This window comes from Rhodococcus baikonurensis (genome assembly GCF_040489275.1).
Taxonomy (GTDB): domain Bacteria; phylum Actinomycetota; class Actinomycetes; order Mycobacteriales; family Mycobacteriaceae; genus Rhodococcus_F; species Rhodococcus_F baikonurensis.
The window spans coordinates 238,736-252,193 of record NZ_JBEUOQ010000002.1 but is presented as its reverse complement, the minus strand read 5'-3'; the positions used below and the strand labels follow the sequence as shown (position 1 = coordinate 252,193).

The window sequence follows — 13,458 nt, the reverse complement described above, 5'->3', positions numbered from 1 at the left end:
CGCTCAGCCGGTCGTGCGGATCCGGTCGAAGCTCCGACCTCGGTGTTCGAGCGGCAGCCGGTCCCCTCGCCCGAACAATTTGTTGCGCAGCGTCCCTGCTTCGTAGTCGCTCTGGTAAGCGCCCCGTCTGGTCAGCTCCGGAATCACATGCTCCACAATGTCTTCGAAGGTTCCCGGAGTCACCGCGTACGCCAGATTGAACCCGTCGACGTCGGTCTCGGCGACCCATTCCTGCAACTCGTCGGCGACCTCCGCGCCGGAACCGACGACGATCGGGCCCAGCCCTCCGATGCCCGCCCACTCCGCGATGTCTCCCACCGTCCACTCGCCACCCTTCTCGTCGGCCTGACGAAACGACGCGACCGCGGATTGAATGGCGTTGCTCTCGACGTTCCCGATCGGCTCGTCCGCTCGGTATCCGGAGAGGTCGATTCCCATCCACCCCGAGGTGAAAACGAGCGCGCCTTCACTACTGGCGTAACTGCGGTAGTCCTCGAGCTTCGCCTGCGCCAACTCGGGGGTTCGGTCGGTGATGATCGTCAACAGTGTGTAGATGCGGGCCGAGTACGGATCTCGTCCGACCTTGGTCAGCTCGTTCCGGATGCGCGCAACGGTGTCTTTGAGAATCGCTTTTGTCGGTGCACCGACAAAGATCGCCTCGGCATTCTCGGCGGCGAACCGAACCCCGCGAGGCGACGCGCCCGCCTGGAAGATGACCGGCGTCCGCTGCGGAGAAGGTTCGGAGATGTGGATTCCCGGAACCGTGAAGTGCTTGCCTTCGTGCTCGATCGGATGAACTTTGGCGGGGTCCGTGTAGACCCCGGTGCTTCTGTCACGCACCACCGCGTCGTCTTCCCACGAGGTTTCCCACAACTTGTAGAGAACTTCGAGGTACTCGTCCGCGTGGTCGTAGCGATCGTCGTGCTGGAGTTGGTCGTCCTCGCCCATGTTCCGTGCGGCCGACGGGAGGTATCCGGTGACCACGTTCCACCCGATTCGCCCGTTCGTCAGATGATCGAGGGTGCTCAAGCGCCGAGCGAACGGGTACGGATGCTCGAAGGCTGTACCTGCGGTGATACCGAAGCCCAAGTGCTCGGTCACGGCAGCCATCGCCGATGCCAGTAGCAGCGGGTCCGAGACCGGAACCTGCGCGCCCTGCCGCAGCGCTGCGTCGTGATTACCGCCGTACACGTCGTATGTTCCCAAAACATCGGCCAGAAACAACCCGTCGAATCGTCCACGCTCGAGGAGCTTCGCCAATTCCGTCCAGTACCTCAGATCCGTGTACCTGGACGACTGGTCTTCCGGGTGGCGCCACAGACCAGGCGATTGGTGGGCGACGCAGTTCATGGCAAAGGCGTTGAAGCGGATTCTGCGGGTCATTCCCGCACCATGCCGCGCCTGCTCCGCGGTGACTACCATTACGATCAGTGCGATCGGTTCGGCCGGCAGCTTGCACGCGATAACACCGTCGACTTCGCGACCTCGTCGGCGGGCCGCTACACTGACTAGCGCAGCTGTGACGCCTGAGGCTTCGTGCCGACAGGCAGAGCGGAGGCAACAGCAGCACCGAGAAGCGAAAACCCCGGCAGCACAGGGTTTTCAGCGCTTGTCGGTAACGCTCCCCGCCCTCGTAGCTCAGGGGATAGAGCATTCCTCTCCTAAAGGAAGGGTCGCAGGTTCGAATCCTGCCGAGGGCACCAGGTGGGACTCTCCCCCACATCGGCGCGACCGACGTGCCATTCTTGAATTCATGACGACGCCTCACTCCACGGCAACTCCCCCGAAGAACATGTCTTTGATCCCGGGTGGGACGTACTGGATGGGCTCCGAAGACTTCTATCCGGAAGAACGCCCAGTTCATCAGGTCACCGTCGATGGATTCTGGATGGACACGACGGCGGTGACGGTCGCCGAGTTCCGACGCTTCGTGAAGGCAACCGGCCACGTCACCACTGCGGAAATCGCCCCGGATGCCGCCGACTATCCCGGCGCCGATCCTGCCCTCCTCGTTCCGGGCTCGTTGGTCTTCACTTCACCACCCGGTCCGGTCTCACTCGACGACTACACCCAGTGGTGGTCGTTCACTCCCGGCGCCGACTGGCGCCATCCCGAGGGAGTCGACAGCAACATCGGGGGACGTGAACGGCACCCGGTCACCCACGTGTCGTATTTCGACGCTCAGGCCTACGCCGCGTGGGCCGGCAAGGAACTCCCGACCGAGGCCGAGTGGGAGTTCGCCGCCCGCGGTGGACTCGATCGCCAGGCCTATGTGTGGGGCGATCACGACTCTCCGGGCGGGCGGCCTGGTGGCAATGTCTGGCAGGGACAGTTCCCCTGGGAGAACCTGCTCGAGGACGGGTACGAGCGCACAGCGCCGGTCGGAAAGTTCCGGCCCAACGGCTACGGGCTGCTCGACATGGCCGGGAACGTGTGGGAGTGGACAGCCGATCACTACACGTCCGACCACGCCCACAGTTCCAAGAACGTCGCGCCGACCTCGTCGTGCTGCATTCCTCGTAATCCCCGAGCGGAGTTCGCCACGGAGGCCTTGGCGGGCGAACCCTACGCACGACGGGTGATCAAGGGCGGCTCACATCTGTGCGCACCGAACTACTGCTTGCGCTACCGCCCTGCCGCGCGGCAGGGCGAATCCGAGGAGTCCTCGACCTGCCACGTCGGCTTCCGGTGCATTATCCGCATTCCGCAGACGTAGATCAGAAGGGCACGTCTCCGAGGATTGCCACACGCTCCATCACGCGGCGATGGGGGAAGTAATCGCTCGCCGCGTAGTGCTGGGTGGACCGGTTGTCCCAGAAGGCAATGGAATTCGGCGCCCACTTGAAGCGGCACTGGAAGTCCGGGACCTTGACCTGTGCAAACAGCAGGTTGAGCAGATCGTTGCCTTCGGCAGGATCCATGTCCGGAATGTGGGTGGTGAAGAGGCTGTTGACGAACAGCGTCTTTCGCCCGGTTTCCGGATGCTTACGAACCATCGGATGCAGGACCGGCGGGTACTGCTCCTTCATCTGTTCCAACTTCTCCGGGCTCATGCCGCGTCCGAAGGACGGCACAAAATCGTGGATGGCGTCCTTGCCGTCGATCAAGTCCTTGATCTCGTCGGGGAGGCAGTCGAAGGCGTTACCCATATCGGCCCAGAGGGTGTCACCACCGGCGGGCGGTACGTCGATCGCCCGAAGGACCGAACCGAGGGGCGGTGTCTTGGTCCACGTGACGTCGACGTGCCAGATGTTTTCGGTTCCTGGACTGTCTTCTCCGCGTTCGAATCTGACGACGGCCGGAACGTCTCCTTGCGGGAGAAGTGGATGAACCTCGAGTTCACCCCAATGGGCCGCGAAGTCACGATGATTCAAGCTCGAAATCGGCTGGTCCCGAAAGAACACGACCTTCCATTCGAGGAGAGCCCGACGTAGATCCTCGATCTGCTCCTCCGACGGATCACGCAAGTCGATGTCGGTGATCTCCGCACCGATGAACGGTGTGACGGGCGTCAGAGTGAACCGCTCGTACGGCATCGATTCAACGCCTTCCGGATTGCGGCGCATGCCACGTGGTCCGAATTCAATTGTGTGATTGCCGATTTGAACTGTGCGTGATGATGTAAGGATAGCCATCGGATGACTCCGTCCTGTCGGGGCTGAAGGGGTCACACGTCAGTCGACGCGTGCACCCGCTTTGCTCGTGTGCGTTTGTGTGCGCTTTGGGGTGCGGTCAGTGCTCCTACCGCGAGATCGACCAGATGATCCACCGTCGTATCGAAATCTGCCTGCACAACCGGGTTTTCGTCTTCGCGGCGCTGCTCGAAGATGGCCAGAGCGGAGACGCTCATGTTGAACGTCAGATCGATCCGTTCAACCGCGACGCGGCGGGGCAGATGCGTCAAGGCCCGCGTCAACCTGCCGACAACCTCGTTGATTCCTTCACTGACCTCACGAAACTCAGCACTCTGTGTATCCACAGACGGTGAAATTCTCGCAATGAAACGCGCGTAGTTGGACCCGTCGACTGTAGCCATGAAATCGGCCAACGGGTACAGAAAGGCTTCGACCAAGGCGCGGACCAAGTCGGTCCGCCCACTGGCGTCGATGTCGTCGAGATATGTCAGTCGTGCTGCATTGATCTGATCCATCCGATGCCGGAATACGGCCAGTACCAGACCGTCTCGCCCACCGAAGTGATACTGAACTGCAGAGTTGTTGCGCTGCCCGGCAGCAGTTGCCACGTCCCTCATGGACACTTCGTGAATACCGTGCTCGGCGAACATACGCTCGGCGACGGCGATCATGGCGTTCTTGGCATCCAACGAGGCGGGCATGCACCGACCATATAAGTCACTGCCTTAATTCTGCAACACCCACCCCCTGTGAGTGGTTAGGGAGTGCAGGGACTCCTTAACCACTCACAGGGGTGATTGTCCCAGTCAGCGAGACCGAGGCTGCTAGCGAAGTCGTGACCGTTACGCTCCAATTTAAGACGACCGCTTAATCGACCCGGTTTTGCACACGCCAAGGAGCCTGCTGGTGAATCGCCATTCCATCCCGATCATTCCCGAGACGCCGAACGTCGCGGCCGCCGTGTACTACCCCGATCAGAATCCCCCGTACACCCGCCCGGAACCGCTTCGCCCGCCTGCCGGGGCACCGAACGTGCTGCTGATCATGATCGACGACGTCGGATTCGGCGCACCTTCGGCGTTCGGTGGCCCGTGCCGCACACCCACGGCCGAGCGTTTGGCCGAGACCGGTGTGAAGTACAGCCGATTCCATACCACAGCTCTGTGCTCACCGACGCGTGCCGCCACTCTGACCGGACGCAACCACCACAGCGTCGGCATGGGTGTCATCTCCGAAATGGCGAATGCTGCACCGGGATACAACGGGACGCGTCCAGCTTCCGCGGCGACTGTTGCCCGTGTCCTGCAGGGAAACGGTTATGCGACGGTCGCTTTCGGCAAGATGCACCAGACCCCGACGTGGGAGACCACCGCCGCCGGGCCGTTCGATCGGTGGCCGGTCCGTGAGGGCTTCGACAAGTTCTACGGTTTTCTCGGCGCCGAGTCCGACCAGTTCACCCCGGTTCTCTACGAGGACTTCACGATGGTGGACTTACCCAGGACGCCACGGGAGGGCTACCACCTCTCCGAGGATTTGGTCGACCACGCGATCGAATGGGTAGAGGGTGTCAACACGATGGACCCGGACAAGCCGTGGTTCTGCTACCTCCCCTTCGGCGCCTGCCATGCCCCACTACAGGTTCCGGACCGCTACCTGGACAAGTACGTCGGCGAATTCGATCACGGGTGGGATCGTCAACGCGAGATCACCCTCGAAAAGCAGAAGGAACTGGGCGTCGTCGCTCCAGATACCGAGCTGGCCCCGTGGGCTCCGGGACTCCCACACTGGGACGAACTCGACGACGACCAGAAGAAGGTCTCGGCCCGCTTGATGGAGTTGTACGCGGCATTTCTCGAGCACACCGACGACGAGGTAGGCAGGCTCGTCGACCGGTTGCAGGACATGGGCGTCCTCGACAACACACTGGTGCTCTACATGATGGGTGACAACGGCGCTTCCGCCGAGGGCGGTATGGAGGGCTCGTTCAACTATCTCGCCGGCCTCAACGGTTACAAGAGTGCGACATCCGACGTGCTGGCGCGCTACGACGAATTGGGAACCGAAACCAGCTACCCGCACTATCCGGCGTCGTGGGCTCTGGCTCTCGACACCCCGTATCAGTGGGCCAAGCAGGTCGCGTCTCATTACGGCGGCACCCGTAACGGTCTGATCGCCCACTGGCCCAAGGGGATCGACAAGCCAGGCATCAGAGAGCAGTGGCATCATTGCGTCGACATCACGCCGACAATCCTGGAAGCTGCCGGTATTCCGGCGCCGACCAGCGTCGACGGCGTCACCCAGAAACCGATGGAGGGCGTGGCGATGAACTACACCTTCGCCGAGCCCGAAGCCGAAGAGCGCCACACCACACAGTATTTCGAAATTTTCGGCAACCGCGGAATCTACGATCACGGCTGGACGGCAGTCACGGCGCACCGCGCACCCTGGCTGATGGCCACTCACGGCCTCGAGCTCACACCGATGAGCGAAGATCGTTGGGAGTTGTACGACACCTCGGTCGACTGGTCGCAGGCCCGCGATCTCGCGGACGAGCATCCCGAGATCCTGGCCCGGCTCAAGGAAAAATTCCTCGTCGAGGCCGCCAAGTATCAGGTACTGCCACTGGACGACAGAACGGTCAGCCGCCACGCCACCGCGGAATCACGACCACCGCATCCGATGATGGGCCGCACAACCCTCACTCTGTACCCACACATGAACGGACTGGTCGAGAAGGCTGCGCCGACGTTCTTCAACCGCTCGTACACACTCACCGCGAGTCTGGGTAGCGTCGCCGACGGCATGCTGGTCAGCCTCGGCGGCCGGTTCGGCGGATTCGCTTTGTACATACTCGATTCCGTTCCGGTCTACTGCTACAACTTCAGCGGCGGCGGCCGGACCTTCGTGCGTGGGCGCAACCCGCTGACACCCGATACGCGTGAAGTCTCCGTCCACTTCGAGTACGACGGCGGCGGAATCGGCAAGGGCGGAACCGCCACCCTGAGCGTCGACGGCGAGGTGGTCGCCGAGCGCCGGGTCGAGAAGACCACACGGGCGATCTTCAGCATGAACGAACAGCTCGACGTCGGCATCAATCGGGGCAGTCCGGTGGCGGAGGAGTTCGCCGAGCACGGCACCTTCCGTTACGGCGGCAAACTCAACAGCGTGACCATCGACTTGCGCTCCACGCGCGACGTGGTGTCGGCGCAGGAGAGGGAGAAGATCTCACTCGCCGTGCACTGATCGACCAAGTGACGCTCGCCGATTGTGCAGCCGCGCGCCATATCCGGCGCGCGGCTGCACAATGGCCCTGCGTCTATCCGACCGTGTACATCTGCAGGCACGGCCCGACCGGGCGAGCGTCCAGGATGTCGCGGGCCTTCTCACGCGCAGCATTGAACTCCCAGGGCACAGTGGTACCCGGCACTCCGAATCGATATCTACTCAAGGCACATGAACGCTGCGGTTCCGGTAGACGATCCAAGGCAGGCACCGCGTCGACGGAGAGCCCGTGTAAGTAGGAAACGTCGATGCTCTTGCCGCCCTCGAACCGCTCCACGTTCTTTTGCGCGATGTACGCGTCGGGGTTGAACACCGCGAAGGCCAGCAGCGCGACGGCTGAAGTGGCGAGAACGGCTGTGGGCAGCCACTTCCCGGACATCCGGATACCCGCGACGAGCAACAATACGAACACGAATCCCAGAAGTAACTCTGTGGCGAAGACGCTGACCCGGAGCACCGTGAAACCGTACTGATTCTCGTACAACCACATCCGGTGTACTGCGGACGCCACGATCACCAGGCTGAAGAGACACAGTGCACCCAACAGTCCGCGGGCAAGACGCCTCGATCCGGCGTCGCGGCGGTCGATGAACCGCACTGCGACGGCGATGACGAGCAGCGTCAGCACGGTGACCGCCATGAGCTGCCAGAAACCCTCACGCGCGTAGTCCGCATAGGTCAGTCCGTCGGTCACCTGTACGTGCTCGTCTCCCCCGAACAGCGTTTTCGTCTGCACTGCAACAAAACCGAGAAACAGCACGTTGAGCACTCCAAGCGGGACCGCCCACTCCCACATCGGCAACGGCGTCGCCGGTGCAGGCGCAAATGCGTCCACCGTCGGCGTTCTCCGACGCAGATACACCGCAACCAGCGTGCCGAACGCCATCACGACACCGGCGAAGATCCGTGCCCCCGGGTTCGACACCGAGATGGCAGGAGCGAAGCCGCCGAAGATCTTCGCGAACTCCGGATCCGCGCTCACGAACAAAGATCCGAAGATCAGCAGGAGGACAACCGATACTGCGCTGACGACGACAACTCGCACGGCCGGCACCCGCGGAGCAGAGCGGGTCGAAAGTTTGCGACGACGAACGAAGTTGACCGTCCTGTGGGGCGCCCGCCAGGGAGCGACCGTTCCGAGAAGTATTCCGGTCCACGTCCGCCCGCCGATCAGAGTCCACGTGAACAGAACCCACGCGGCTACGACGCAGAGGAACACCAACCACTCTGCACCGCGAACGGCGGCAACGCCCAGTAGTGCGAGCATCCCGATGGCGGCGACCCACTGCGTCACGGTCATCCGCGGCGGCGTCAGAATCCCGAACACGATCACCACGCCGACACCGACGATCACGTACGCGACACTCACGAACCCTGGATCAAGGATCAGAGCCGCAAGCACCCCTACTGCGACCGCGCCGACGAGCATCGAGCGGGTGGCCATCGACGTGCGATCGGGACGCCAGAACCGGCTGGGACGCTTGGGTTTCACGGCCGGCATCGGCGCTTTCGGTGGAATGACTATCGGAGCGCTCATGTGATCTCCTATGTTTCTGGTTCAGATTTCAGGGTCGGAAATACAGACGAATGCCTGATGTAGGCATGCGCCATCGCGAGATCTCTCGATCTCGTCAGAGACTTCGATTCAGTTCTGCGGCAGCACTACTCGAATGCAGCAGCCCGACGGGGCGTCGACGACGGCGATCCTGCCGTCATGCAATTCGACGGCCCACTTCGCGATCGCGAGGCCGAGCCCGGTGCCACCGTCTGTCGATCCGCCTCGTATGAAGCGGTCGAACACTCGCTCGCGGGCTTGTGGTTCGATGCCGGGGCCGTCGTCGTGGACGTCGAGCACCAACTCCCCTGCACTGCCGGTACGCACTCGGATGACAACTTTCGTGTCGACGTTCCCGTGCTGAACTGCGTTGCCCACCAGGTTGGTCACCACCTGATGGAGGCGATCCGGATCGGCTACGACGGACAATTGCGGAGGCTTCACGTCGATCTCGATGTCGCCCGCGCTCACACTCGACAGCTCGCGTAGGAACGGCTCGACCTCGAATCGGCGCCGCTTCAACGGCATCGCGCCACCCTCGAGTTTCGAGAGGTCGAGAAGGTCGGCCACCAGCGCGCCCAGTCGTTCCGTCTGCCGCAGCGCCGATTTCATCATCGCCGGATCCGGTTCTTCGACACCGTCGACGACGTTTTCGAGCATCGCTTGCAAAGCGGTGATGGGCGTCCGTAATTCGTGGGAGACGTTGCCGATCAGTTCGCGGCGGTACCGGTCGTCTGCACCGAGGTCCTCGGCCATCCGATTGAACGCATGGGCGAGCTCGCCTACCTCGTCGCGGGAAGTCGCTCGCACTCGCCGTGAGTAGTCACCGCGCGCCATCGCCTTCGCTGCGGCCGTCATCTCGCGAAGCGGTGACGTCATTCCGTGTGCGAGCACCTGCGTAACTCCGAGTGCGACAACCAACGCCGTCAGAAGGGCGAAACGAAACGGTTGTTGCGAGGTCAACCAGAAACCACCCGCGGCGAACAACAGCGCTGCGACAACCAGGAGGCCGACCTTCACTTTGAAGGACCGCATCGGGTCCAGCGGCCGCGGCCATCGTGCGAAAAGCCGGTCGACGACGCTCATCGCGGCACGTCCCAGGCGTACCCGACGCCGTGAACGGTCCGGATCACGGAAGGTCCGAGCTTGCGTCGTAGCGCCTTGACGTGGCTGTCGACGGTCCGACTACCCGCTCCCTCTCCCCATCCCCAGATTTCCTCGAGCAGCGACTCCCGCGGGATCGCAGCTCGCGGCCGCTCCGCCAGGTAGGCGATGAGATCGAACTCGGTGCGGGTCAGGTGGACTTCTTGGGCATCACGGCGTACTCGACGCTCGGTCAGGTCGATCACGACATCGCCGAACTCGAGGAGGTCGGTCACCGGGCGAGCAGCGTGCTCCGCACGATCAGCGCGCCGAAGCAATGCCTGAACACGGGCGACGAGGACACGCATGCTGAACGGCTTGCTCAGATAATCGTCGGCCCCGACACCGAGACCGATCAGCATGTCGGTTTCATCGGCACGGGCGGTCAGCATCAGCACCGGCACCGGGCGCACGGACTGAATGCGGCGGCAGACCTCGAGTCCGTCGAATCCTGGCATCATCACGTCGAGCACCACCAGGTCGGCGTCCATCTCCTCGCAGCGGGTCACCGCACTGGGACCGTCGAACGCCAGCTCGACGTCGTAGCCCTCGGCACGCAGCCTCGCCGCGATGGACTCGCAGATACTGACCTCGTCGTCGACCACGAGCACTCTTCGCTGACTCATGGAACTGACTGTATTCGGCCGTCGTGGATGAACCTGGGAGGACTTGTGAAGGTTCTGTGCAGGTTCTAGAACCTTCGGATGTTGTTGATCGGCAGATCCGCCAGCGGCGTCAGTCCGGTCGGAACACCAACTCCATAGGCGTTGAACACCATTCCGAACCCAGCGTAGATGCCGACATGGGTCGCACCGGGGTAGAAGGTGATGACGTCGCCGGGCGCCAGGGCCCACCGCGGAACCGGCTGTCCGACGTTGGCCTGCTGCTGACTGGTCCGTGGCAGATTCACTCCGGCCTGCCGAAACGCCCACTGCACCAGCCCGGAGCAGTCCCACGAGTTCGGACCGACGCCGCCCCACTGGTAGGGCTTTCCGGTCTGAGTGCTCGCTGCTGCCAGCGCGATCAGGCCTGCCGGACTCGGGATGGGCAGGGCGGCTGATCCACTGCTGATGCTGCCCGCGCTTCCCAGGCTGCCGGAGCTCCCGCTACTGCCGCCACTGCCGAGGCTTCCCGGATCGGCCGAGGCAGGGGCAGCGGAGAGCAACAGGACACTTCCGGTCAGCAGAGCCGCGACCGTTCCCGTGCGGAGTGTCGACTTCTTCATGCATCCGTCCTTCGTGGGAGTCGTTTCGGCGCGCGGCAGCGCACCTCGATAGCCGTGAACTGGTAAGACACGTGAAAACAAACACTTCGTTCGGATGTTAACGGCGTGGACGTGGTGTTCGGACAGGAATGATTGATCCGATTTGTCGGTTTTCAACAAACAGGCCTTACGTCCCGGCCTGGCAGAAGATCAGGGAATGATGGGGGATTTCCTGGATCCGATCCAGCGACGAAGTCCATAAATTCGACTCATGCGCTCATACCTGCTCGTCGCCGCGGTCATCATCGGAGCCACCACGGCGCTGATCGGTTGCTCGACGCTCCAGCGCGCAGTGGAGATTCAATCGGATCTCGACGGACTCACCAGGTCGGGTGTCGTCGGGTCGATCGCAACACTCGACGACGGCACCACGACGGCTGTGATGACGAGCGGCGTGCCCAACCGGACCAACGGCGATTCGATCGGCAAGAACGACCGCGTCCGGATCGGTAGTGTGACAAAGACATTCACCGCTTCGCTCGTTCTGCAGTTGGTCGCCGAAACCAAGATCGACCTCGACGCACCGATCGAGCAGTACCTCCCGGGCCTACTGCACGGCAGTGGCATTGACGGCAGGGGCATCGACGGCAGCGCAATCACCGTGCGACAACTGCTGCAACATCGCAGCGGCCTTCCCGAATTCGCCGGAGAACCCGGCGCCGACGAATGGATTGCCGCAAACGAGGACCGTACGCTGACGCCGTCCGCCGCGGTCGCCATCGCCCTCGGTAAACCGGCGCAATTCGTCCCCGGAACGTCGTTCGTCTACACCAACACCAACTACATCGTTCTCGGAATGCTCGTCGAATCCGTGACCGGCCGCAGCTACGCCGATGAACTCCAGTCTCGAATACTCGATCCACTGGACCTGGAAGACACGTACCTCCCGCCGGCCGGCGAGCGCGACATCAGGGGCGACCACCTGACGGGCTATCAAGATCTCGAAGGTGGTCTGACCGATGTTTCCCGCACCGAACCGTCGATCCCGTGGTCTGCCGGAGCGATGGTCTCGACGGGCACAGACCTGAACGTCTTCTGGCGAGCACTACTCGACGGGCAGGTGGTGCCGGCCGAGCAGCTTGCCGAGATGACCACCCCTCAGGGCGCCGCCACCGAAGCCGAGGGATCCGGGTACGGATTGGGCGTTGGCGCCACCGAACTTCCCTGCGGCGTCACCTATATCGGCCACAGCGGCGGGATCTACGGGTACTACACGCTGTCCGGTGCGACGCCCGATCGTGCGTTCACCGTGACGCTGACGTCGACGCCGAAGGACCAACCGGACACCATCGCGATGCTCTCGCACGCGCTCTGCCCCTGACGCTCTTACCAGTACTGACGACGTTTTCCATCAGTATCCGCGACGAAGATGACCGCGTCCGCTCCGTTCAACTCCGAAGGTTTCAGCGGCAGATGGCCGGGCAGGATGGGTTCGCCCGCAGTGACCGACGTGCCGAGCGCCGCTCGCAGGGCCGGAGTCGAGAACAGGGCACGCCGAGTGGTCACTTCGGCCAACGCACCCTGCAGAGTGCCCGGATCACTGTCTGGGTTGGCGTCGGTCGCCACGACTACGTAACGCTCTCCGAGGGCAAGTCCGACGAGTGAACCGGCGCTTCCCCAACTGACCACGTCGCCGTTGACCGGCATGTCGGACTGCACTCGCAAGAGATGGGCATTGTGTGCGAACAGCAGGCCCGGCCCGCGTCGCTGCTCCTGGGCGACGACGGCCAGCAGGTTCTCGGCCATCATCTCGGCACGCAGGCTGAGCAGAGTGCCGATGCGATCAGGAGCGGAACTCGCCATCGCGGCGTGGTATCGCAGAAGACCTACAGCGGTGCGTGCGTGTGCGAGGGCCAGGTCGTACCTGCCCGGGTCGGCGGACCGCAGCACCGGTGCGGCGCGCCGCAGGACGCTGCCGAGGTCGTCCGCAATGATGCGCAGGGCGCGAGCATGATCGGAGTTGCCGATAGACGCAGCCGGATCGAACATCGCCGCCGGGTTGCTCCAGTCGGTGTCCTGCCCGAGCAGAAGGTCGATGTCGTCGAAAGAGTGCGGCCGCATCGCAGCGGGCAGGAAGTCACCTGCCGCAGACAGCGCGCCACGTGGGCTCGGCGCGCCGGAATACTCCACCGGAGCGTCGAAGCCGTAGAAGCGAACTCGGTCAGCCGGAGCGCGACCGTCGTTGTAATCGCGTAGCCATTCGACGAGTTCGCGGTTACCCGGTACCGCCCCGAATCCGTGGCTGAAGCCGGTGGCGAGCACCTTCTCGATGTCCACCTCTCCCCCGTTCACGTAGTCGTCGACGAGCAACGCCGCTAAGGCATCTGTTTCGAGCACGATCGACCGATATCCTCGTTCGACGAGTTGGCCGAGAAGTTCGTTGCGCAGCAACGGAAATGCCTTGATTCCGTGGGTCGGCTCTCCGAGGGCGAGTAGAGCCGGCCCCGTGGTTCGCGTTGCGAGCAGTTCGTCGACGGCACGACCAAGACTTGCCGCGTCTTCGAGTTGGCGGCCGAACTCACTCAGCGCTGGGGCAGTGGACATGATCATCCCTTTCGAAGGTGGACTGCCTTCGACAG

The 13,458-nt window shown here is 63.1% G+C and carries 11 protein-coding genes and 1 tRNA gene; 4 read left to right on the top strand and 8 right to left on the bottom strand.

What is annotated here, in order from left to right; all coding sequences use genetic code 11:
- Nucleotides 1-3: 3 nt before the first annotated feature.
- Nucleotides 4-1,383, bottom strand: a complete 1,380-nt coding sequence (locus ABWI03_RS05370; protein ID WP_298777371.1) for an LLM class flavin-dependent oxidoreductase — start codon at nt 1,381-1,383, stop codon at nt 4-6.
- A 244-nt stretch (nt 1,384-1,627) separates the two neighbouring features.
- On the opposite strand from ABWI03_RS05370, the gene ABWI03_RS05365 reads away from it, so the two are divergent.
- Nucleotides 1,628-1,703, top strand: a tRNA-Arg gene (locus ABWI03_RS05365).
- Between the two features lie 50 nt (nt 1,704-1,753).
- Nucleotides 1,754-2,716: a formylglycine-generating enzyme family protein gene (locus ABWI03_RS05360; RefSeq protein ID WP_095971199.1), complete on the top strand. Its 963-nt coding sequence runs from the start codon at nt 1,754-1,756 to the stop codon at nt 2,714-2,716.
- A 1-nt stretch (nt 2,717) separates the two neighbouring features.
- On the opposite strand, the gene ABWI03_RS05355 is transcribed toward ABWI03_RS05360, so the two are convergent.
- Nucleotides 2,718-3,635: a TauD/TfdA dioxygenase family protein gene (locus ABWI03_RS05355; RefSeq protein WP_095971200.1), complete on the bottom strand. Its 918-nt coding sequence runs from the start codon at nt 3,633-3,635 to the stop codon at nt 2,718-2,720.
- Nucleotides 3,636-3,667: 32 nt separating this feature from the next.
- Nucleotides 3,668-4,336: a TetR family transcriptional regulator gene (locus ABWI03_RS05350; RefSeq protein ID WP_298777370.1), complete on the bottom strand. Its 669-nt coding sequence runs from the start codon at nt 4,334-4,336 to the stop codon at nt 3,668-3,670.
- Between the two features lie 205 nt (nt 4,337-4,541).
- On the opposite strand from ABWI03_RS05350, the gene ABWI03_RS05345 reads away from it, so the two are divergent.
- A complete protein-coding gene (locus ABWI03_RS05345) occupies nt 4,542-6,878 on the top strand; it encodes an arylsulfatase (protein WP_298777369.1) in 2,337 nt (778 codons plus the stop codon).
- Between the two features lie 73 nt (nt 6,879-6,951).
- Here ABWI03_RS05345 and ABWI03_RS05340 read toward each other — a convergent pair whose 3' ends face one another.
- The 4 genes from ABWI03_RS05340 to ABWI03_RS05325 all read right to left on the bottom strand — a co-directional run bounded on the left by ABWI03_RS05340 (nt 6,952) and on the right by ABWI03_RS05325 (nt 10,840).
- Nucleotides 6,952-8,454 (bottom strand): DUF4153 domain-containing protein, encoded by a 1,503-nt coding sequence (locus ABWI03_RS05340; protein WP_353798863.1) that lies wholly within the window; start codon nt 8,452-8,454, stop codon nt 6,952-6,954.
- Between the two features lie 108 nt (nt 8,455-8,562).
- Nucleotides 8,563-9,558: a HAMP domain-containing sensor histidine kinase gene (locus ABWI03_RS05335; RefSeq protein WP_095971203.1), complete on the bottom strand. Its 996-nt coding sequence runs from the start codon at nt 9,556-9,558 to the stop codon at nt 8,563-8,565.
- Nucleotides 9,555-10,241 carry a response regulator transcription factor gene (locus ABWI03_RS05330; protein WP_095971204.1) on the bottom strand — a complete coding sequence of 229 codons (687 nt, stop codon included), beginning with the start codon at nt 10,239-10,241 and terminating at the stop codon, nt 9,555-9,557. The genes ABWI03_RS05335 and ABWI03_RS05330 overlap by 4 nt, the downstream gene beginning before the upstream one ends.
- Nucleotides 10,242-10,306: 65 nt before the next feature.
- On the bottom strand, nt 10,307-10,840 hold the full coding sequence (locus tag ABWI03_RS05325; protein WP_029255974.1) for an NlpC/P60 family protein: 534 nt from the start codon (nt 10,838-10,840) through the stop codon (nt 10,307-10,309).
- A 250-nt stretch (nt 10,841-11,090) separates the two neighbouring features.
- Here ABWI03_RS05325 and ABWI03_RS05320 point away from each other — a divergent pair, with 250 nt between their 5' ends.
- Nucleotides 11,091-12,200 (top strand): serine hydrolase domain-containing protein, encoded by a 1,110-nt coding sequence (locus ABWI03_RS05320; RefSeq protein ID WP_298777368.1) that lies wholly within the window; start codon nt 11,091-11,093, stop codon nt 12,198-12,200.
- A 5-nt stretch (nt 12,201-12,205) separates the two neighbouring features.
- Here ABWI03_RS05320 and ABWI03_RS05315 read toward each other — a convergent pair whose 3' ends face one another.
- Nucleotides 12,206-13,429, bottom strand: a complete 1,224-nt coding sequence (locus ABWI03_RS05315) for an erythromycin esterase family protein (protein ID WP_298777367.1) — start codon at nt 13,427-13,429, stop codon at nt 12,206-12,208.
- Nucleotides 13,430-13,458: the final 29 nt, after the last annotated feature.